Origin of the sequence: Acinetobacter sp. CIP 102529 (assembly GCF_000368325.1) — a bacterium.
Taxonomy (GTDB): Bacteria; Pseudomonadota; Gammaproteobacteria; order Pseudomonadales; family Moraxellaceae; genus Acinetobacter; species Acinetobacter parvus.
Genome location: NZ_KB849344.1, coordinates 1 through 22,348 on the forward strand (window position 1 = coordinate 1; position 22,348 = coordinate 22,348).

Sequence of the window (22,348 nt, forward strand, 5' to 3'; positions counted from 1 at the left end):
TAAAAAAGGTGAAGCCATCAAATGACTCCACCTTAATGTTATGCAACTTCTTCTGTTTGGTATTGGACTCTGACTTCACCACTCATAAGCTTTGGTAGAAGCGTGTCTCTTAGGTTTTCTAGTGTTTGGATTTGCTTGTGATTACTATGAATTTTCTGCCAATAGCTTTCTGCTAACTTATGAAATTGTTGTAGTAATCCTTTAGGTGGCATTTGGAAGGTTACTGAACCAATATCTTCAGGTTTCAAAGATGGATAGGTTGAAGTAGACCCCTCAGCAATACTATGCAGATATTCGGTCATCTCTGTATTTGTAAGCAACAAATACACAAAATAAGGTGAAATGGATTCACAAGTAATCGTACAGAATCCTGTTGATACTACGAGGTTATCCTTAGGTTGACTGACAATACCATAATGACATTGGTTTGGGCGCACAGTAGAAATCAGTATGTCATTATGCCGAACCAATCGTTTGGCTCGACTTGGAGCTTCCTGTAACTGATAAGCTTGTAATTCGCTTATAAGCCCCTTAGTTAAGGAACCTGTATCTAGATAAGCTATTTCATTATAAGGGTAATCTTTGCTGACAGAAGCTTTATTTAAGGTGACAAAATCCTTAACGTGTACTTCCTCCCAATCCTCTTTCGCTTCCTCAATAAACCAATGACGAAACAGTGTTTCAGCCATGGCTTCCAAGGTCTTGTTCTGACGATGCAGTAAGTCAATCTTGTCATCTAATGATGAAAGGACAGAGGCGATGGCTTTTTGTTCGGGGAGAGGTGGTAATTCAAACTCGAATTCACAAATTCTACTTGGAGATGTGTGCATAACAGATGTACCACTAGCAGAGTTCACAATAAACTCCTGATAATCTCTCCACCTCATCAACCAATAAACGAACTCTAAACAGGATTGATCACTTATAGGCTCAATCAAACCAACTCGTTGATTATGAAGATAAACTTTCCCATCACTTGGAACAACTGCTGAATATCCTAACGTATCAGTTTCTTTACTCAAATCAGTCATGGTGACAATTAATTCAGCGCCTAAAAATTGATACTCGGCAGGATAATCATGGCTAGAAAAGTATTTAAACTTACCCTGTTTAAAACCACCACCTATACAAAAATTCCCAGGTGTTACCAAAATACGGTCTGTCATTTCAGAGGTGATAAATTGACCAGGAAAAGCAAAACCGTGCTTTACCTTGATCAATTCACCAAGACACACTTTACTCCATTCACTCATACCAACACCTTTGCCAAGTTCTCAGCAATGGCTTGATTGAGCCTAGCTTCCTCTAAAAGCTGAGCCTCAAACTCTGCTTTTAGGCTAGTGAATCGTTCCTTAAAGTCGAACTCATCTTCATCATCCGCTAAACCAACATAACGACCTGGTGTCAGCACATAGTCAAGTTCAGCCACTTTCTCAAGTGGTACAGATGCACAGAAGCCTGCAACATCCTCATACTCACCATCTTGGTTTCTCCAATTGTGGTAAGTGTCAGTGATCAGCTTGAGATCTTCATCAGACAGTACTTTGGTTCTGCGGTTAATCAGATGACCTAAGTTACGAGCATCAATGAACAGGATCTCATTGCTGCGGTCTTTGTACTTCGTTGAACCAACACGGTCACGACGCATGAACCATAAAGCGGCAGGAATCTGTGTGTTGAGGAACAACTTGGCAGGTAGGTTCACAATACAGTCAATGACATTGGTTTCTGAAACCAAGGCTTTACGAATCTCACCTTCACCGCTGGTCTTAGAAGTAAGCGCACCTTTTGCAAGGACTACACCTGCCTGACCTTTAGGACTCATGTGATACAAGAAGTGCTGCATCCATGCGAAGTTCGCATTACCTGCAGGTGGTGTTCCCAATGACCAACGAGCATCACCAACCAACTGTTCACCACTCCAGTCAGAGACGTTGAATGGTGGATTGGCAATGATGTAATCGGCTTTTAGATCTTTGTGTGCGTCATTCAGGAATGAACCCTCAGAGTTCCATTTCACATGCTCTGAGTTAATGCCACGAATGGCTAAGTTCATCTTAGCCAAACGCCAAGTGGTCTGGTTACTTTCTTGACCATAGATGGAGATGTCATCTACCAAGCCCTGATGCGACTCTACGAACTTCTCAGACTGAACGAACATACCACCCGAACCACAGCAAGGATCGAATACACGTCCTTTGTATGGTTCAAGCATATTGACCAACAGACTAACAATGGATTTAGGTGTGTAGAACTGCCCGCCTTGCTTACCTTCAGCTAAAGCGAACTCACCCAGGAAGTACTCAAATACGTGCCCTAGAACGTCAGCAGAGCGTGATTTAGCATCACCTAGAGCAATGGTACCAATCATGTCAATTAGCTCACCTAAACTCGTAGGATCGAGATTCTGACGTGCATAGACTTTAGGAAGTACACCTTTCAATTGAGGGTTGTCATTCTCGATGGCTTCCATTGCATCATCGACGAGCTTGCCAATGTTAGGCTGTTTGGCTTGGTTTAACAGGTAAGACCAACGTGCATTCTCAGGGACGAAGAACACGTTGTATGCAGTGTATTCATCACGATCTTCAGGATCAGCTCCATCAAATTCACCTTCACCTGAAACCAGTAAATTGTAGTGTGCTTCAAAAGTGTCGCTGATGTATTTGAGGAAGATTAAACCAAGGACAACATGCTTGTACTCTGCAGCATCAATGTTCTTGCGAAGTTTGTCTGCTGTCTTCCATAACACAACCTCTAAGGGTTCTTGTTTGGTTTCTTTCTTTGGAGCACGAGCCATATTGAATCCTATGATTATGCAGGTATTTTCATTAAGGCAATACTACCAACAAGCACATGAGTAAGTAAGTAGCACGTCGACATTACTTGTCGTATATCTTTGAGATACCGAAATTATCGTAATACTTAAATTTCGAGGGATTGGCTTTGTATTGCTCAGATATAATAGGATTACCGCCACCTTTACTCTTACTAGGTTCAGCTCGGACAGGAAACTGACTGTCGTTACCGAATAAGATGAGTATGTTACTGAAACTTACCTACTTTGAGTGTTTTCATAGACACTATCAGCTTATGGGCATTACATCATTTATGAATGACGAGAGTTGGCATCATCATAGACAGCATTGTTTTCACGTCTGCCTACAGCAATCACGAGGACAACTACTTCATCATCAATGACTTCATAAACCAAACGATAACTAATGCTGCGAAGTTTGATCTTGTAGCGATTAGGATGTCCTGACAGCTTGTTTTTGGGAATGCGAGGATTCTCCAAAACCTTGATCAACTTCTTCTTCAATGGCTGCTTAAAATCATGATGAGTATGTATAGTTTACCAATTTAAAACCTCCTGTTTTTTCAGCACATATCAGAATCTTTCAATCGGTATATTTCAGGTAAAAACTAGTAATCAGAAGTTATTCTCATACACATATAAAACAAGCATAAACATAAAAACAATAACTTAGTAAATTATTCTTCCACTTTTTTTATATTTAGTGTTATTCCTCACGTTGATAAAGATTTCTTTTGGTCGCGAGTGAAAAATTTAGAGGTTTTTTCTTCTTTGTTAGTCTTACTGATTTCACAAAGCTCACAACATTATCAACAATGCTTTCATCATAATCGCCACCAAAACGTTCAAGGTAAAAATCGTTAAAATTAATATAATCAAATGATTGACTCATCGAAAGAATGACGGTGTTCAAACAAACTTCATCTTCAAAATCTAAATCCATATTTAGTCCAATACAGATAAAGGCTTGATACACGTTCTTCAATCGCTCATGTGATCTGATTCCGCTACCAAACTTACCTACAGTTTCTTTGATCGCCACAGGAATTTTTTCAATTAAACTTTCAACACTACGGCGTGCTCGGGTAAAACCAATAAAATCTAACTTCTTATTCTGTATTTCAAAACTGCCTTCTTCAATTTCAAAGACGATAGAGAACCAGGCCAAAAAGGATGTAACTTGAAATCGATTATCTTTATAAAAATATAGTTTCGGGTGTAAACCTAAACTTGGAATACCAATGCTAATTTCTGGTGTAGCGATACGACACAGCACAACTCTGAGCTTTAGTATTAAATTTTCTACACGCTGACCTTGGTCTATACTGATAGTATTCTGACAAGCATCACCAAACATCATATTTAGGAGTTCATTGACTAGGCCTATTTTTTTACCGTGTGCTAAATCTGGCTCTAAAAGTATCATCTTAAAAAGATGATCGTGAATTTGCTCACCTAAAGCGATTACTTCATTTATCCGCTCGTAATTCAGTTCAGCTAAGTTGGATTTATTATCGTTTATGTAACAACACGCATAAATCACATAAAAAGCATCACTCCCCCTATTCTGTAAATGATACTCCTCATCTGGATCTAACCGTTTCGTATCTGAGTTAATCGAACAAAAGGCTTTCCGAGCCTCCTCAGGTGTCCCAATTACTTCAATAAAATTAATTTTGGTTGATTTTAATTTTTGCTGAAACTCAGAATCACTACATAACTCTTGAAAATCAGCTAATCCACCTAATCGATGACGAATCTGACGAATATCTCGCTTTTGTGACGGCGTGAATTTCGGAGCTCCTATTACCTGCTCATCAATAAAGAATCTTTTGATCCAAGCATAAATAATTGAAATCCTATGCCCACCGTCGATGATATAAATATTGCCAGCAACATCCCTCCAATAGCGAATGCATAAATTGACATTACGATCATTCAAACAATCTAGAATAAACTCCTCAATTTCATCAGGGTTCCAACATTCTGTGGAACGTTGATTGTCTGCCTTATATAATTTTTCTAAGATCTCATGCTGTGCGAAATCATAAAGTGATATTTCAAAATTTTGGTGTTGATTTGAATGCGACATTTCGTCAAGCAACATCATTTTTCTTTGAATAATATTGGTTAAAAGCTTAGTACGGGCCATTTTATTTTCTCTAGGCAATACTTCTCTAGATCTCGTGAGATTACGAAATTAGAAGTAATTAAAATTAAAATCAGTGATAAATGAATTAAATACTCATTAACTCAGAAGTATCTTTTTGCTAGAGAAAAAACAGATAGAGATAGTATAAAGACGCATTTTAAACCTCGTTGATAGTTTGTCGTTTGCCAACATCCTTTCCACGAGATGGAGGCAAACCAAATAGGGTGTGGAAATACCGCTCAACGAAACGGCCAGTCAAAGACTGCCCTACTTGGCTTACCATAAAAGCGCCATGTAAACACAAAAGAGCCACTAAAAGCGACTCTTTAGTTCGTTGAGTAACAGGTTTCCACGCCTGGTTACAGATTTTGCTGTAACATCTTTATCTTATGTGCATAAATTCAATTGGTCAAATTTTATGATTAATATTTAACCAGTTAATTAAAAAAATAATTACCTATATTTTTAGAAGCTTAGGATTACAGATTTGTATCTTATAATTTCTACAATATCTAGTTGCTGTAAACTGATCGCAATGAAATTCTATATATTTAAGCAGCGTGATTTAATAAAGGAAGTAGATTGAAACTGCAAATTTTATCGGATACTCACAATTCGAAATATTCATTATCAGATGAAGCTGACGTCATTATCCACGCTGGGGATTTTTCTAATCGTTTAAGTGGTGCAATTGAGTTTGCCGAAAAATGTAAAACGCTGAATAAAAAATTTATCTTTGTTTTGGGCAATCATGATTACTACAGCTCTAACTACAGTTCAGTCGTAGATTTTTTGAAAGAAAATTACCCTGAAAATACACTACTTGATGATAACCATATCAAAATACAAGATAAAATATTTGTAGGTGGCACGCTGTTTACGAACTTTCGCTCTAACTCACCACTTACATCTCCAGAGATACTTTTACAGTCCCAAAAATATGCTGAACAATCGATTTCCGATTTTGATCAAATCATGTTTGGCAGTGATAACCGAACTATAACTACTAATGACTACATAAAACTATTTAAAAAATATCATCAAAATATTATGCAGTTTAAAGGCCAAGATCATGTGATCGTTATTACGCATTTTCCACCGCATTTAGCTTGTCTTGATCCTTATTGGGGTAAGCACCCTGTTGCATCAGCCCTTAACCCCTATTTTATTAATGATTTAGATGTCAAAGGCTTTAAGTTATGGATTTCAGGACATACGCATACATCAATTGATACTGTAGTCGATGGATGCAGATTAGTGATCAACCCTTTAGGGTATCCTCAGGAGCAAGGAAAAAATGGGTTTAGAGAAAATTTGATCATAGAAATTTAAGTATCATACTCGTATTGAAATAATCTAAACTAACTTCAATATCATATAACCTATAGGGTAATCCTCCTATAAATAACCGAAGTTAAAAGTAGAGGTTAAGCAGCCATTAGAGGTGGCTTTCCTTTGTTAGCTTGATGTGGTCTTTCATGGTTGTAATGCCACAACCAGTTTGTTGCATAATCTTGTACTTCATCCAAAGGGCTTTGTTGCACAAAGATTTCATAACTATATGATTTTAAAAGTTTTGATTATTTTTTGATCCAAAATTAAATTTTTTTAAATCAGATGCTTACATATTTATGCAACAAAGCCACTAAATTTTGGAAAATTTGTATTTTAAAATGAATGGACCAAGATCATTGTAAATGACCTGATTGAGCAAAAATTTGTCTATATAATTGTATTTATTAAAAATAAAATATTTAAAACAAGATTTAATCTAATAAATTTCAGCAACCTTGGAAGATTTAAATCAGGTTATCGATGAGATCATCAGATGGAGATGATGCATCTCCATCTGATAAGGGTGTATTAATACTGCGTTTGACCTGGAATCCAGTTGGTTCCTGCAAGCGGTACACGAGCCATTGCCGCCGCCTCGACATTCAGTGCCACCAGATCTTCCGGATCCAAGTTATGCAAATGCGATTTACCGCAGGCACGTGCCATGGTTTGTGCTTCCAAGACCAAAACACGCAGGTAATTGGCCAAATGGCGTCCACCTTCAATCGGATCAAGGCGTTTGGACAGTTCTGGATCCTGAGTCGTAATCCCCGCCGGGTCACGGCCATTTTGCCAGTCATCATAATAACCCGCCGCTGAACCGATTTCTTTCAGTTCTTTGTCTAGACGCGGATGGTTATCTCCGAGCGCAATCAGCGCTGCCGTACCAATCGCTACTGCATCTGCTCCCAAGGCCATCGCTTTTGCCACATCGGCACCTGTGCGGATACCGCCAGAAACAATCAGCTGAACCTTACGGTGCATGCCCATTTCCTGTAAGGCTTGTACCGCTTGCGGAATGGCAGGAAGAATAGGAATACCGACGTGCTCAATAAACACTTCCTGGGTCGCTGCGGTACCGCCTTGCATACCATCCAGCACGATCACATCTGCACCCGCTTTCACCGCCAGTTTTACGTCATAATACGGACGGCTGGCCCCGATTTTGACATAGATTGGCTTTTCCCAATCGGTGATTTCACGGATTTCGGCAATTTTAATTGCCAAGTCATCTGGACCCGTCCAGTCCGGATGACGACAGGCACTGCGCTGATCGACACCGACTGGTAAAGTACGCATACCTGCCACACGTTCTGTCACTTTCATGCCCAGCAGCATACCGCCACCGCCGGGTTTCGCACCTTGTCCGAGTACGATTTCAATCGCATCTGCTTTACGCAAATCGTCAGGGTTCATACCGTAGCGCGATGGCAAATATTGATACACCAATGTTTCTGAATGACCACGTTCTTCAGGAGTCATGCCACCGTCACCGGTGGTGGTGGATGTGCCAACCATAGACGCGCCGCGGCCTAAAGATTCTTTGGCGTTGGCAGATAATGCACCAAAGCTCATGCCGGCAATTGTTACAGGAATTTTTAAATGAATCGGTTTTTTGGCAAAACGTGTACCCAGTACCACATCGGTACCGCATTTTTCACGGTAGCCTTCCAGTGGGTAACGTGACATGCTTGCACCGAGCAGCAGCAAATCATCAAAGTGCGGCACTTTACGCTTGGTACCACCGCCACGGATGTCATAGATGCCGGTTGCCGCTGCACGCTGGATTTCTTGAATGGTTAAACGGTCAAACGTTGCAGATTCACGTAACACGGGTTCAAATTCTTGGATAGTTTGAGTCATGATTGATTGCTCCATTATTACGCTTGATTAGTATGCAGATGCATTGTCGACTTTGAAGTTGTACAGTTGGCGTGCCGAACCGTAACGTTTGAAAGAAGCGGGATCTTCATCAAATCCGGCTTTAGACAGCAGTTCTGCCAGTTCTGCCAGATGTTCCTGACGCATTTCTTTTTCAATACAGTCTGAACCGAGAGACTTCACCGCACCTTTGACATAAATTCTGGTTTCATACAGTGAGTCGCCCAGCGCATCGCCTGCATCACCGCAAACCACCAGACGGCCAGCCTGCCCCATAAAGCAGCTCATGTGTCCAATACTGCCGCCTACCACAATATCGACGCCTTTCATTGAAATGCCGCAGCGTGCTCCAGCATCCCCTTCAATGACCAGCAGACCGCCATGCGCTGTTGCACCTGCTGCTTGAGAGGCATTGCCTTTGATATGCACTGAACCTGACATCATATTTTCAGCTACGCCCACCCCAACATTGCCATTGACGATGACATGAGCTTCTTGATTCATGCCAGCGCAGTAATATCCAGCATGGCCGTCAATGGTGACATTCACAGGGGCTTTAATGCCAACCGCAATATTATGCTGGCCGCCTGGATTGCTGACTTTCCAGTCCACAATGCTATCGGTCAGTTCTTTGCTATGCAGGGCCTGGTTTAAATCACGGATGCTGTCTACGTTTAAATCAAATTCATCTTTTAAAATTGAAGTGCTGATTTTTTCTGCAAATGCTGTATTCATAGGGTTATTCCTGTTTTCTATTCTGGGTTATTCTTAGGCGGCTTGATCTGCACTGCGTTGCCAAACATATAAGGTGGCTGGTTCTGGCTCCCAGACCTTGGCTTTGTCAATATTCGGCAATGACGCCAAGGCTTGATATTCGGAAGCCATGGCTACATAGTCATCGGTTTCCGCCAACACCGCCGGTTTGCAGGCAATCGGATCGCGGATCACGGCAAAACCGTTTTTGGTGCCAATCGCGAAGGTAAAGAAACCGTCCAGATCGTCCAATGCGTTGTTCAGTGCTTCTGCCAAGGAATCCCCTTGCTGTAAACGCCAAGTCAGATAACCTGCAGCCACTTCGGTATCATTATCTGTTTCAAAGCTGATGCCTTCACGTTTTAACTCCTGGCGTAAACGGGAATGATTAGACAGAGAACCGTTATGCACTAAACATAAATCAGTGCCGGTAGAAAATGGATGACTGCCTTCCATGGTCACTGCACTTTCAGTGGCCATCCGGGTATGACCGATAATGTGACTGCCTTTCATATTCGCCAAACCAAAACGCTCAGAAATTTCGACCGGCAAACCCATGCCTTTAAGAATTTCGATGCTTTGACCGACACTCATGATCTTGAGCTGTGGGGCAATTTTTCCAATTGCCGCGCGCACTGTTTGTTCATCAGATTTTGCTTTAATGACTGCAGCCGTGGCATTTTGGAACCAGTCCATGTCGGTGTTCAGTTCAGCTTTCAGTGCTTCTGCAAATGCAGACCAATCAAATTCATCTTCAACCGACTGCAAGGTAAGTTTGACCCAGCCCTCAGATACTTCGTCACCATAAATGGCAAAGCCTGCGCTGTCAGGACCACGCCCGGTCATCGACTCCAGCATCGGTTCAAACAGTTTGCCGAGTTGTGATTCCAAAGCTGGATTTTTTAAGTATAAGCCTACGATTCCGCACATAATTGTTCTCCGCTAAATGCTCTTTTTAATTCATGTCCTAAGGACGCTATGGGGGTGAAAATAAGGTTTAGAAAAATTCGGTATAACGCTGAATTTCCCAATCTGAAACATGGCGGCTGTATTCAACCCATTCCATGCTTTTTTGCTGGATGAATTCGTCAACGATTTCAGCACCGAGTTTTTCTCTAAACAGCGGATCTGCTTTTAGAGCCTCGACAGCTTCTTTCAGGGATTGAGGCAGGGTGCCAATACCGCGTGCAGCAATTTCTTCCAAACTCAAGGTATACAGGTTTTCATTGCATGCAGGTGGCGGAGTCAGTTCACGTTCAATACCGTCTAAGCCGGCAGCAATAATGGCTGCCGAAACCAAGTAGGGATTGCAACCGGCATCCGGCAAGCGCAGTTCAATACGGCCATAAGGAATACGAACCATGGCAGAGCGATTATTTGAACCATAGGCAATAAATGCCGGAGCCCAGGTCGAACCTGAAAGGGAGCGACCCACCACCAGACGTTTGTATGAGTTCACAGTTGGGGCACAGAAGGCACACAGGGCCGGACCATGTTCAAGCAGCCCGGCAATAAAGTGATAGGCCATTTTTGACAGGCCCATGCCTTGCGGATCACTGTCATCATTAAATAGGTTGCTGGATTCTGCACTGCCTATGGACAGGTGGAAATGCATGCCATTGCCGGCACGTTTCGGGTCTGGCTTGGGCATAAACGAACAGACAATACCCAAATCATTGGCAATTTCGCCTGCTGCCATACGGAAGAAGGTGAACATGTCCGCCGAGTTCATGGCATCACTATAGGTATAGTTAATCTCAAACTGGCCATTTGCATCTTCGTGGTCAATTTGGTAAATATCAAAACCGACTGGAATTAACGCCTCGGTAATCCGTTCCAGGAACTGGCGTGAACGGGATAAGCCTTTATAGTCATAGCAGGGCTTGTCCAGATTGTCTGACTCATCGACTGCTTTCAGTTTGCCGTCTTCACCACGGCGGAACAAGCTGAATTCAGGTTCCAGGCCGGTATTCAGGGTCCAGCCTTTAGCCGACAGACGCTCAACTTGCTTGCGCAATACATAGCGAGAATCGTAGGGATGCGGTTTGCCGTTGACATAGCCCTCACAGACCACACGGCCATAACCCGGCTGCCAGGGTACTGGGGTTAAAGAAGATAAATCACCTTTCACCATAAAGTCTGGACCATGCGGCTGCATCCCCATACCTGAAATGGCAAAACCGGCAAAACCTACCCCTGCACCTTCAATGGCTTTGAGACCCGAAATCGGTACGGATTTTGTTTTTGCTGACCCGTGAATATCGACAAACTGAGCCAATACATATTTTAATTGATGATCATCAATGACTTTCTGTACTTCTGCACGGTACTTGGGCTTGCTAATGATGTCCTGTTCTTCTTCAAAGAACTCTTTTACGATGGCCTGCTGGAACATATTTGACATACTCCCGATATGACAAAAAATGATATTTGGCTCGAATAATGCACAGATATTTGATTCAATGTATTATTCAGCAGAAGAAATTTTATTTCTTAAAGAGAAAGCAATTCTCTTGCCAACTTTTTTAGATCGGTTAAAAAATTTGTGCTTGGGGCCTAAAAGCCTTAATATTCCTAATGAGAATAAAAGTTTCATAAAATAATACTTTCATTCCACATCGGGGCTGCTTTTTAATTTTGATTAAGAGTCAGCAGGATTTAGAGTCAAAACAGTGCGAGTTGATCCATAATGAGACAAAACAAGAACAGCCTTAAACTGGAACAGTACATTGGCATTCAAATCAAACGCTGCCGTCAGGAACAGGGCTTGAAACTGGCGGAAGTCGCGCAGACCGCTGAAATCAGTCAGGGTATGCTGAGTAAAATTGAGAATGCCCAAGTCTCGACCAGCCTTGAAACGCTAAGCCGCCTATGTGAAGTACTGGGAATCCCCTTATCCACCTTATTCAGTCAATATGACCATCAGGAAAGCCGGGCAATGATTGTGAAATCAGGCGAAGGGATGGAAGTGGTGCGTCGCGGTACCGAAAAAGGGCATACATATCACCTGCTGACCCATTCCCGTGGGCCGCGCAAAAACTTTGAAGCCTATTTGGTCAGCATGGATGATGCCAGCGAAGAATTTCCCACCTTTGCCCACCCGGGAACAGAGATGCTGTATCTGATTGAAGGCGAAATCATGTACCGTCATGGCGATGAAATGTTTCATATGCAGCCAGGCGACTGCTTGACTTTAGATGGTGAAATTCCACATGGCCCAGAACAACTGATTAAAGTTCCCATCCGTTTGATCTCCATGGTGAACTATGGAGATAACCAGACCGAATAAAGCGGCCCTGTTTTTATCAAAAGATGGCCGTGCCATCTTTTTTGTTTATACGCTTCGAATAAACTGTGCGGTAGCGTATCAAAGTTTATCTTGCCCTATCCTTATAGCCCCTTCTCCCTCTCAACAGCCCCCCTCCTTTACGACAACAGTCCTCGGCTGTTGCAGAGATCAAAATTCAACTCTGGTATAAGAATTGCTTTGCTTAAAAATAAATAAATATTCCCAATAAGAATATATTATTGCAACGCATTGATTTTGGGATATTGATCTTTACAGCCTAGTAAAAAATTCGGAGTACAACCTATGTGGGTAAATCATTTAAAAAGAATTGTCGCAGCAAGCCTGCTGCTGCCTGGCTTGGCCTTTGCAGGAGAAACCGATCTGGATAGCGTCTCCACCGTATGGATGATGCTGTCGACACTGCTGGTACTGCTGATGTTTGTTCCCGGCTTAGCACTGTTTTATGGCGGTATGGTCCGCGCCAAAAATATTCTGTCCATTTATACCCAGTTTTTTGCTGTAGCAGGCGTGGTTTGTGTACTGTGGCTGACTGTGGTCTATAGCATGAGTGCAGACAAAACCCATATGCAAGCGGGGGTAACCAATCTCTACAGCTTTGTCGGCAGTTTAAATAAGGCCTTTCTGGTGGGTATTGATGAAAATACTCTGCTGGGCGGTGTACCTGAATATATTCTGATTATTTTTGGCATGACCTTCGCAATCATTACCCCCTGTCTGGCCATAGGTGCTTTTGCTGAACGCATGAAGTTTGGTGCAGTGGTGTTGTTTTCTGCTCTATGGCTGGTTTTGGTATATGGACCAATGACCCATATGGTTTGGGGCGGTGAAGGGGCAATCATGCACACCTGGGGAGTTTTGGACTTTGCTGGCGGTACCGCGGTGCATATTAATGCCGGCATTGCCGCCTTAGTCGGCGCAATCGTATTAGGCAAGCGTAAAGGCTGGCCAGCTTCACCCGTTCCCCCGCACAATGTGGTCTATACCATGATCGGCGCAGCATTTTTATGGGTAGGCTGGTTCGGCTTTAACGTCGGTTCTGCATTCGCGGTCAATGCATCGGCCACCATTGCCATGATGACCACCATGGTGGCGACCTGCGGCGGCATCTTAGGCTGGATGGTGATTGAAAAAATGTATACCCAGCATGTCACGGCTTTGGGCCTGGCTTCAGGTGCGATTGGCGGACTGGTGGGCATTACCCCTGCAGCGGCTTATGTCGGACCTTTTGGTGCGTTGGCGATCGGCTTTATCACCGCCATCTGCTGTTTCTATGCCGTGACTAAGCTGAAGCATAAAATGGGGGTTGATGATGCCCTGGATGTCTTTGCCCTGCATGGCATAGGCGGCATGGTCGGCTGTATGCTTACCGGTATTTTCTGCATCCCGCAACTGGGCGGCAAAGTGGCCGACATTTCCCTGCTGAACCAGTTGGCTGCACAGGCAGGCAGTATTGTACTCACCGTAATTTATTGTGGCGTGCTGACCTGGCTGATTATGAAGTTCGTCGATAAGACCATCGGTTTACGTGTAACCCCGGAACAGGAAGAGCGCGGTCTGGATGTCAGCGATCACAACGAACGTGCATATAATAATTAACGCCGCAGCCCGCTTTCAGTTGATAAATTAAAACTTCATTTTAGTCCATTTAAAATTCTTCAACTTCACCAAGCAAATGCTTTAGGGCATTTGCTTTTATTTTTGCAAATACAATGCCGAGAGTGGCAGTTTCCATCTGCTTTTCCGGGGTGAAAACAGCTGACCATAGCTAAAGGACTACTTCTTTTGAGATATAGACGCCCTAGCTTGAAAATGATTATGATAGATCGTTTAACCGCAAATTAAGTAAAAATATATACTTGAAAAATAATAAAATAATTATTAATTAAAGACTATTGGTATAAGAATTGCATCTTGAATCATGAAAGAAATATTCCCTTTAGTAATACCAATTCCCACCAAAAAAATGGTCAAGCTAATGTAAATCCATATTCATGAGATTCAGGAGCAATTCATGATAATGAACAATGTGAAGAAGTTACTCATGCTGAGTGTACTGCTGTCGCCTAGCGCAGTTTTTGCAGCTGAGGGAACGATTGATGGACCTGCTACTGTATGGCTCATGGTTTCTATTGTTATTGTCCTGCTGATGTTTATTCCAGGACTTGCGCTGTTTTATGGCGGTATGGTCCGCGCCAAAAATATCCTGTCGTTATTTACCCAGTTTTTTGCGATTGCCGGGATTGTCGGCATTTTATGGGTGGCCGGGGTATATAGTCTGGCAACCGATACCACCAATATGCAAGAAGGCGTTTATAACCTGAACAGCATTGTCGGTGGCCTGGATAAACTGATGCTGAAAGGCATCACGGCAGAAAGTCTGGCAGGTGGCATTCCTGAATATATCTTGATTGTGTTCCTGATGACCTTTGCCATGATCACGCCGTGTATTGCACTGGGTGGCTTTGCGGAAAGAATGAAATTCCGGGCAACGGTTATTTTTTCATCTCTGTGGATAGTACTGGTCTATGGCCCCATGGCCCATATGGTATGGGGTGGCAAAGGCGCATTATTCCATAACTGGGGAGTATTAGACTTTGCCGGCGGTACTGCCGTACATATTGCCGCCGGGGTCACGGCATTTGTTGGTGCCATGGTGGTGGGCAAACGCAAGGGCTGGCCTGCTACGCCGATGCCGCCGCACAATGTAGTATTTGTGATGATTGGCGCAGCATTGCTCTGGGCCGGCTGGTTCGGTTTTAACGTGGGTTCGGCTCTGGCCATCAATTCTTCAGCCGCACTGATTTTCATGACCACCATGCTGGCAACCTGCGGTGGTATTGTCGGCTGGATGTTTGCTGAAAAAATGTATTCCGGCCATGTCACAGCCTTTGGTCTGGCTTCAGGTGCCATTGGCGGCTTGGTGGGCATTACCCCGGCGGCCGCTTATGTTGGCCCTTTTGGTGCAATTGTGATTGGCCTGCTCACCAGTATGGCCAGCTATTACGCGATTATGATACTAAAGAAAAAGCTCGGCGTAGACGACGCGCTGGATGTATTTTCATTACATGGCATTGGCGGTATGGTTGGCTGCCTGCTGACCAGTATTTTCTGTATCCCCGAGTTGGGCGGCAATGTTGAAGGCATTTCCCTGCTCCCGCAATTCTTGGCACAACTGGCCAGTATTGCGATGACCTTTGCCTATGTCGGCATCTTGAGCTGGATCTTGCTGAAAATCATTGATAAAACCGTGGGGCTACGTGTCACGGCAGAACAGGAACAACAAGGCCTGGATGTCAGTGATCATAACGAACGTGCCTATAATTAAAGGCCGTGGAAAATCAAGTAACAAGGGCTTTGGCCCTTGTTTTTTTATGGCGGCTTGGGATCAACATCGCTTTGCATCATTTGCATACATGGCTATGCTGCCCTTTGCGGATTAAATCCCGCTACTGTCCATCTGCGGATTTTAACTGCTGAGTGCCCTGTCAACGGGTTAAACTGGTACGCTCCTCGCTCATTCTCTCATGGGCAAAACAGGGATGGATAGCTTGCTGACGGCTTCCTTTAGGTCATTTTCCAACAATACGTCTTTGAGATTGTATGATCGAATGCCGAGTGCTCTATCCCTATAGGTTGCTGAACATTCCCAAAAAAACCATAAGGATAATTATCTATACAGGGTCATCATTATAAAGAAACTGGGTAGCGCGATCATGTAGCCATGGTGGCAAGAACAAACGGCGGATTTCGTCCTATTACTTTGAAGCATTTAATTTTTTTCTTGATCAAAACGATGCTTTAGGAAATGGTGAATGCTTAAAAGCATAGCGCTGGAATTGGCGGCTGTACGCTCTTATGATAAAGGTTGATTGCTGTCCTGACTCTAGGGCATAAAGCAAATGGCTGCCAGCTTACGCTAACAGCCATTCAGGGGGATTACAGTTGGGGGAAAACAGAATTGTTATTTATGCCATGCTGAGTAGCCCGTCAATACCGACAGCCTGACCATCAAATTCTGCAATGGCATCCAGCAGGACATTCCACAAATACAGTGCAGAAGCCCGGTCACACAAGAGATTGAATTTCGGCGCCTGGGCATCGCTGACATTCATCACCACAGCATTAATGCGCGCCACCGAGGTCTGTGCAATCTGACCTGCAGCAAAAGCTTCTGCGGACAAATCGACGGCACACAGCTTAGCCATGATGAAAGCCACAGATTGCCCGGTCAGCTGAATCCAGGCATGGCTATCCTGACGCGGCAGCAGATAGTTGGCGCGGTCACTCAGCTCCCAGCTCTGCTCCAGTGCGGCTACACTTTCACCAAAATCCTGCATTGCACCCAGCACTAAATATTCGGTCGCAGACAGCCGTGCCACAATGCTGCCATTGGCCTGATGACACAATCGATTGGGTGCATCCGGCAATGTAAAACCCGCTGCAGTTAAATAGCTGGCACTGTCGGTTCCCCGGAAACCGACGCGTGGCATATTGGTTAAATCCACCACTGCACATTGCTGAATGTGCTGGGACTCACCGCCTGCAAGAAACAAGCGTCCTGCGCCATAAGACTGATAGGCCGCACAGGTTTTTTGAATAGGACTGCGTTCCGCTTGAGGTAAAATACTCATAATCAGATCTCCTGACGGGCATTATTAGGGTCATAGAAAGGCGCTTTTACTACTGTAGCGTAGACACTTGCACCTTTTTCTACACGAATTTGGAACTGTTGGCCTACTGCGCTTTGCTCGATACCGACATACGCCATGCCAATAATTTGGTCCAGAGTGGGTGAATATTCACACGAAGTTACGTTTCCTGTAATTTTGTCGCCATCCAGCACAATATGGCCTTCCAGCGGTTTCTGCTGCTGTTTGTCCAGCACAAAGGACACCAATTTGCGTTTCATGGGCTGCTGTTCCAAAATGGCAATGGAACGCTTGCCCACGAACCATGGCTTGCTTTTCGCTACAGCCCAGCCTAAGTCCACTTCTTTAGGATGCGACATGCCATCGGTATCCTGACTGATAATGATATGACCCTTTTCCAAACGCAGTAGTCGCTGGCTTTCCACCCCAAAAGGCTTCATGGAGAACTCTTGACCCGCCTGCATCAGCAGATCCCACATGAACTCGCCATAACGTGCAGGGAAGTGAATTTCATAGCCCAATTCGCCTACAAAGCCAACGCGCAAGATACGCACAGCAATGCCCTGAATGGTTCCGGTGCGCAAACCCAGGTAGGGAAATGCTGCTGCACTGAAGTCCACGTCCTGACAGACCTTTTGCAGCACTTTTCGGGAATTCGGACCGGCAATATTCACCGCCGCAAATGCCGACGTGACATTGGCTATATCGACATTTAAGCGCCACTGCGCATTCCATTTCAGCATTTGCTGGTAAATGCGGTCTACCCCACTGGTGGTTGCGGTAACATAAAAGTGGTTTTCACTTAAACGCCCGGCAACACCATCGTCTATCACCACGCCATCTTCGGCAGTCATGACTGCATAACGGGTTTTACCCACCGGTAATTTTACAAAACCAAAGGTATATAATCGGTTGAGGAACTCGCCGCTGTCAGGCCCGCGAAGATCTAATCCGCCTAAAGTAGATACATCAATCATGCCGACATTCTGACGTACATTGCGCACTTCGTTTTCAATATGCTGCAAACGGCCAGAGACGTCACCATAATAGGCCGGACGCTGCCAGTTGCCTGCCGGCATCATTTGTGCACCGGCCTCAATATGGCGTTGATGCATGGCGGTCTGACGGAAAGGATCAAAACCGCGTCCCGCAATATGCGCCAATTTTTCTGCAGTGAACGGTGGACGGGCGGTCGTCACCCCGGTTTCGCTCACTGTGCGGTCTGTATATTTTGCCACGAGACGCGCAGTAGGCAAGGCTGAATGACGGCCTTGAGAAGGTCCCATACCCACAGTAGAAAAACGCTTGACCAGCTGTACATCACGGTAGCCCGATTTGGTGGCATTAATAATGTCGCGGATTTGCAGGTCTTCATCATAATCGACAAATTCTTTGCCTTTAGGATGCGCGAAAATTGGCCATGGGAAATTCACCGCTGCTTCGACAACAGGTTTTTTCGCTGCTGTAGCAGCATTTCCCAAAATGGCATTCACTGCATCCGTGGCGGTTTGCACTGCATCATGCAGAACATTGTCCAGCTGATGCACACCGGCAACAGAGCCGCTAATGTGCAATCCCTGAGGTAAACCGGAAATGCTGAACTGTGCCTTTTTGTCGTTATAGTTCAGTTTGGCACCGGCTTGACACAGCAGCTGGTACACCGGCATATAACCGGATGACATGGCCAGCACATCACAATCAATTTTCTTGCTGTGTGTACCCACCTGGCCTTCTGCAACAATACTACGTATATCGACTCCGGTCAGATGCTGCATGTCCTTGCTTTGCAAGGCTTCATACACGGTACTGCTGAGATAGACCGGAATGTGGTGTAGTTCAACCGCTTTTTGCAAAGCGGGATCTTCTGCACCCACGCGCATGTCGACCAGGGCAGCCACAGAGATACCGGCTTCGGCCAGATCTAGAGCAGCCAGATAGCCGTCATCGTTACCGGTTAAAATAACCGTTTTCTGGCCGGGCCGTACCCCATACAGTTTGACCAGACGTTGTACGGCACTGGTCAACAGCACTCCAGGCAAGTCGTTGTTGCGGAACACCACCGGCTGGTCAAAACTGCCACTGGCCACAATGCATTGCTTTGCACGGACTTTATACATGCGCTTGCCTTGAATGACAGGTAAATAATGATCGGTAAACCAGGCATTACAAATGGCTTGTTTCAGCACATTAATGTTTTCATGCTGTTCTACTTGCGCAATCAGTTTGGCTGCACATGCAGCGGCTTTTTTGCCTTCGGCATCAAAACGCGCATAATGCAGGCTGCCACCCAGTATTTTATCCTGTTCGATTAACAACACTTTCATACCGGCATTCGCGGCAGTCAACGCTGCCTGCAAGCCGGCCGGACCTGCACCAATAATGGCAATATCTGTAAATAGATAGGCTTTGTCATAGTATTCAGGCTGAAAATTCAGATCCAGCACCCCCAGCCCGGCTTTTTTACGGATCATGGTCTCCCACAGCTTCCAGACCCCTTTAGGCTTGTAGAATGAGCGGTAATAGAAGCCGACAGGCATAAATTTTGAGAATTTGCCTAAAAACGCATCGCTGTCTTTCATTAACGAGCCAGCATAGTTTTGCCCCATTGCCGACAGATGCGCTGCAATCTCGGTGCTATCTGCCAGTACATTCGGCTCCTGCGGCAATTGAATCAGTGTATTGGCATCTTGTCCCGCCATGGTTAAAGGTGCACGCGGACGGTGGTATTTAAAAGAGCGCGACATAATCCAGCGCTGATTGGCAATCAAGGCACTGGCAATACTGTCGCCCGCATAGCCCTGAAAAGTCTGCTGATCAAACTGAAAAGTCACAGGCTGGTTGCGGTCAATCAAAATGCCATACGGCAAAGGCAGTCGGTTTAAATCTAGATTGCTCATGCGGATACCTCCTGTTTAGCAGCCTGTTCTGCCGTTTTTTCTGTAGCTGGCGGATTTTCAAAATCGATGCGCTGGCTAAACATTTCCTTGGCATCAAAGGTACGCAGAATTTCATCGCTCACTGTATGGCGCTCGGCAATAAACCAATAACTGCTTGGGGTATGCATCCACCATTCCAGTACCACACCGGCAATATTGCTTTTATTGAACACATAATCTGCCCATTCTTCATTGCTGCAGGTGTTCTGGTCCGGCATGGTTTTCAGCTCACCGCCATAACTAAATTCACTGATATTTCTTGGACCATTTAAAGGACAAATCATTATTTTCATGGGTTTACTCCTTAATGGCTCGCCGCAGTGGCGCCCATTTCATTGACTTGCTGGAAGCGGCTGAAACGCGACAATTCAAATGGCTTGATCAGATCCGGCGTACGGCCAGTCGCCACAAGTTCCGCCATGGTCTTGCCACAGATCGGGGTGGATTTAAAGCCCCACGTGCCCCAGCCTGCATCCAGGTAATAATTGTCATAAGGCGATTTGCCCATAATCGGGCTGTAGTCAGGCGTCATGTCGGTCATGCCCGCCCATTGGCGCATGAGTTTGACATTGGCCATAAACGGAAACATTTCAATAGCATGAGCCAGCAGGCTTTCTTTTAAATCCAGGGTAGAGCGGGTGTTGTACAGCGGATAAGGGTCTGAACCGCCACCAAAGACAATTTCACCGCGGCTGGTTTGCTGCACATAACAATGCAAAGCAGACGAGCTGACCAAAGGATTGATAAACGGTTTAAACGGCTGGGACACCATGGCCTGCAGCGGGAAGGTATGAATCGGCGACTTGATATGCAGCTTGTTCATTAAAATGCTGGAAGCACCGGCAATCGCCTGTACCACGCAGCCACACTTGATGCTGCCGCGGTTGGTTTTTACCGCCGTGACCTGGTTTTTTTCAGTCACAAAATCCTGTACTTCAGTCAGCTGGTGGATTTCCACGCCGCGTTTCGCCGCTTCCTTGGCATAGCCCCAGGCCACAGCATCATGCCGCGCTGTGGCACCATCCATATGCCAGAGTCCTGCCAGAACCGGCAAATGCGCGGGATCAAGATTCAGACACGGTACCAGCTCCTTAATTTGCTGGCGGTCAATCATTTCGGTACGACCACCAAAATGCTTGTTCACTTCGGCACGCTGGCGGAAGGCACGCACAGTAGAATCGGTATGCGCCAAAGTCAGCTGGCCGCGCTCTGAATACATGATGTTGAAGTCAAATTCATTGGACAGGTTTTTAAATAAATCAACCGATTCTGAATAGAACTTCACCCCTTCTGAGGTCAGATAGTTGGAACGGATCACCGCAGTATTGCGCGCCGTATTACCACCGCCAAGATAGGATTTTTCCAGCACAGCAACATTGGTGATGCCTTGATATTTTGCAAGATAATATGCGATTGCCAAACCATGCCCGCCAGCGCCAATAATCACTACGTCATAGTGTGATTTCAGCTCCTTCGGTGGAGGCAAATCAACTTCAACAGGATATTCACTGCTTAATCCGTATTTGAGCAAACCAAGTGGCATGATTTCTTCTCCAAGGCATCTTTTCCAATGCCGCTAGCTTATTTTTTAAAAATGTTTGCCTGCATACGCGCAGCATCAAGGGTATTTTTCATCAGGTAGGCAATGGTCATGGGACCGACACCGCCCGGAACAGGCGTGATGGCTTTGACCACAGACAGCACATCGTCATAATCGACATCTCCGACCAGACGGTTTTTGCCGTTTTCCTGAATGCGGTTAATACCCACATCAATGACCACCGCACCCGGTTTTAAATAGGATGCATCGATCATTTTCGGCCTACCGACCGCTGCCACCAGAATGTCCGCATTTTTACAAATGTCGCGAATATTCTGGGTGCGTGAATGGACAATGCTGACGGTGCAACTTTCTTTTAATAGCAGCGCTGCCATCGGCTTGCCGACAATGTTGGAACGGCCCACCACCACAGCATGCAGTCCGGACAGATCCGGCCCCAGAGTGTCTTTGAGCAGGCGAATACAGCCGGTCGGTGTACATGGGGTTAACACCTCTCGGCCCTGACTCAGACCACCGACATTTTCACTGTGAAAACCGTCAACATCCTTAAGCGGATGAATGCGCTGCAACACTGCTGTTTCATCAATATGTGCCGGCAATGGCAGCTGCACCAGGATGCCATGCACGGTGTCATCTGCATTCAGTTCATCAATTTTCTGCAGCAGTGTGTCAGCATCTGTATCTGCTGACATGCGGTATTCCAGTGAGCGGATGCCGACATACAGCGCTTTTTCAACCTTGTTACGCACATAGACATGACTGGCCGGATCATCCCCGACCAGGACTACGGCAAGGCAAGGCTCAATACCTTGTGCTTTCATCTGCTGTACTTCGCTTTTGATCTCGTCCAAAACGGTTTGTGCAGTTGCTTTGCCGTCAATAATCAGCGGCTGTGAATGTTCTTGAATGGCTATGTTCATTTAAATACCACCGTACGGTCATCATTAAGGAAT

Annotated in this window: 16 protein-coding genes and 2 pseudogenes; 4 read left to right on the plus strand and 14 right to left on the minus strand. The window is 45.0% G+C overall.

Annotated features, from left to right (window positions below):
• Nucleotides 1–38: 38 nt before the first annotated feature.
• From F972_RS00060 to F972_RS00075, 4 genes and pseudogenes are all read right to left on the minus strand, one after another.
• Nucleotides 39–1,253, minus strand: coding sequence for a restriction endonuclease subunit S (locus F972_RS00060; RefSeq protein WP_004762786.1), 1,215 nt, complete (start codon nucleotides 1,251–1,253; stop codon nucleotides 39–41).
• On the minus strand, nucleotides 1,250–2,800 hold the full coding sequence (locus F972_RS00065; RefSeq protein WP_004762787.1) for a type I restriction-modification system subunit M: 1,551 nt from the start codon (nucleotides 2,798–2,800) through the stop codon (nucleotides 1,250–1,252). Before F972_RS00065 ends, F972_RS00060 begins: the two co-directional genes overlap by 4 nt.
• A gap of 309 nt (nucleotides 2,801–3,109) precedes the next feature.
• Nucleotides 3,110–3,331 (minus strand): annotated as a pseudogene (locus F972_RS00070) (type II toxin-antitoxin system RelE family toxin); the annotation flags it as partial.
• Between the two features lie 193 nt (nucleotides 3,332–3,524).
• Nucleotides 3,525–4,970 (minus strand): hypothetical protein, encoded by a 1,446-nt coding sequence (locus F972_RS00075; protein WP_004762788.1) that lies wholly within the window; start codon nucleotides 4,968–4,970, stop codon nucleotides 3,525–3,527.
• A gap of 582 nt (nucleotides 4,971–5,552) precedes the next feature.
• On the opposite strand from F972_RS00075, the gene F972_RS00080 reads away from it, so the two are divergent.
• On the plus strand, nucleotides 5,553–6,302 hold the full coding sequence (locus tag F972_RS00080; protein WP_004762789.1) for a metallophosphoesterase family protein: 750 nt from the start codon (nucleotides 5,553–5,555) through the stop codon (nucleotides 6,300–6,302).
• Nucleotides 6,303–6,397: 95 nt separating this feature from the next.
• Here F972_RS00080 and F972_RS16500 read toward each other — a convergent pair.
• The 5 genes and pseudogenes from F972_RS16500 to glnT form a co-directional block, all read right to left on the minus strand.
• A pseudogene (locus F972_RS16500) lies at nucleotides 6,398–6,499 on the minus strand (integrase core domain-containing protein); the annotation flags it as partial.
• A 334-nt stretch (nucleotides 6,500–6,833) separates the two neighbouring features.
• Entirely contained in the window at nucleotides 6,834–8,168 is a 1,335-nt protein-coding gene (locus F972_RS00085; RefSeq protein ID WP_004762790.1) for an FMN-binding glutamate synthase family protein, read from the minus strand.
• Nucleotides 8,169–8,195: 27 nt separating this feature from the next.
• Entirely contained in the window at nucleotides 8,196–8,921 is a 726-nt protein-coding gene (locus F972_RS00090; protein ID WP_004762791.1) for a GltB/FmdC/FwdC-like GXGXG domain-containing protein, read from the minus strand.
• 33 nt (nucleotides 8,922–8,954) lie between these two features.
• Entirely contained in the window at nucleotides 8,955–9,869 is a 915-nt protein-coding gene (locus tag F972_RS00095) for a class II glutamine amidotransferase (RefSeq protein WP_004762792.1), read from the minus strand.
• Between the two features lie 67 nt (nucleotides 9,870–9,936).
• On the minus strand, nucleotides 9,937–11,334 hold the full coding sequence (glnT, locus tag F972_RS00100) for a type III glutamate--ammonia ligase (RefSeq protein WP_004762793.1): 1,398 nt from the start codon (nucleotides 11,332–11,334) through the stop codon (nucleotides 9,937–9,939).
• A gap of 294 nt (nucleotides 11,335–11,628) precedes the next feature.
• Here glnT and F972_RS00110 point away from each other — a divergent pair, with 294 nt between their 5' ends.
• From F972_RS00110 to F972_RS00120, 3 genes are all read left to right on the plus strand, one after another.
• On the plus strand, nucleotides 11,629–12,228 hold the full coding sequence (locus F972_RS00110) for a helix-turn-helix domain-containing protein (RefSeq protein WP_004762794.1): 600 nt from the start codon (nucleotides 11,629–11,631) through the stop codon (nucleotides 12,226–12,228).
• Nucleotides 12,229–12,531: 303 nt separating this feature from the next.
• The gene (locus F972_RS00115) at nucleotides 12,532–13,845 is read left to right on the plus strand and encodes an ammonium transporter (RefSeq protein WP_004762795.1); all 1,314 of its coding nucleotides are present in this window, start codon (nucleotides 12,532–12,534) and stop codon (nucleotides 13,843–13,845) included.
• A gap of 415 nt (nucleotides 13,846–14,260) precedes the next feature.
• Complete coding sequence (locus tag F972_RS00120; protein WP_004762796.1) at nucleotides 14,261–15,574, plus strand: ammonium transporter; 1,314 nt, start codon at nucleotides 14,261–14,263, stop codon at nucleotides 15,572–15,574.
• A 640-nt stretch (nucleotides 15,575–16,214) separates the two neighbouring features.
• Here F972_RS00120 and F972_RS00125 read toward each other — a convergent pair.
• The 5 genes from F972_RS00125 to folD are packed head-to-tail and all read right to left on the minus strand — an operon-like array spanning nucleotide 16,215 to nucleotide 22,315.
• Nucleotides 16,215–16,880, minus strand: a complete 666-nt coding sequence (locus tag F972_RS00125; RefSeq protein WP_004762797.1) for a sarcosine oxidase subunit gamma — start codon at nucleotides 16,878–16,880, stop codon at nucleotides 16,215–16,217.
• Between the two features lie 2 nt (nucleotides 16,881–16,882).
• Entirely contained in the window at nucleotides 16,883–19,795 is a 2,913-nt protein-coding gene (locus F972_RS00130) for a glycine cleavage T C-terminal barrel domain-containing protein (RefSeq protein ID WP_004762798.1), read from the minus strand.
• A complete protein-coding gene (locus F972_RS00135; protein WP_004704293.1) occupies nucleotides 19,792–20,127 on the minus strand; it encodes a sarcosine oxidase subunit delta in 336 nt (111 codons plus the stop codon). Before F972_RS00135 ends, F972_RS00130 begins: the two co-directional genes overlap by 4 nt.
• A gap of 11 nt (nucleotides 20,128–20,138) precedes the next feature.
• The gene (locus F972_RS00140; protein WP_004704294.1) at nucleotides 20,139–21,377 is read right to left on the minus strand and encodes an FAD-dependent oxidoreductase; all 1,239 of its coding nucleotides are present in this window, start codon (nucleotides 21,375–21,377) and stop codon (nucleotides 20,139–20,141) included.
• 38 nt (nucleotides 21,378–21,415) lie between these two features.
• The gene (gene folD / locus F972_RS00145; protein ID WP_004762801.1) at nucleotides 21,416–22,315 is read right to left on the minus strand and encodes a bifunctional methylenetetrahydrofolate dehydrogenase/methenyltetrahydrofolate cyclohydrolase FolD; all 900 of its coding nucleotides are present in this window, start codon (nucleotides 22,313–22,315) and stop codon (nucleotides 21,416–21,418) included.
• Nucleotides 22,316–22,348 lie beyond the last annotated feature (33 nt).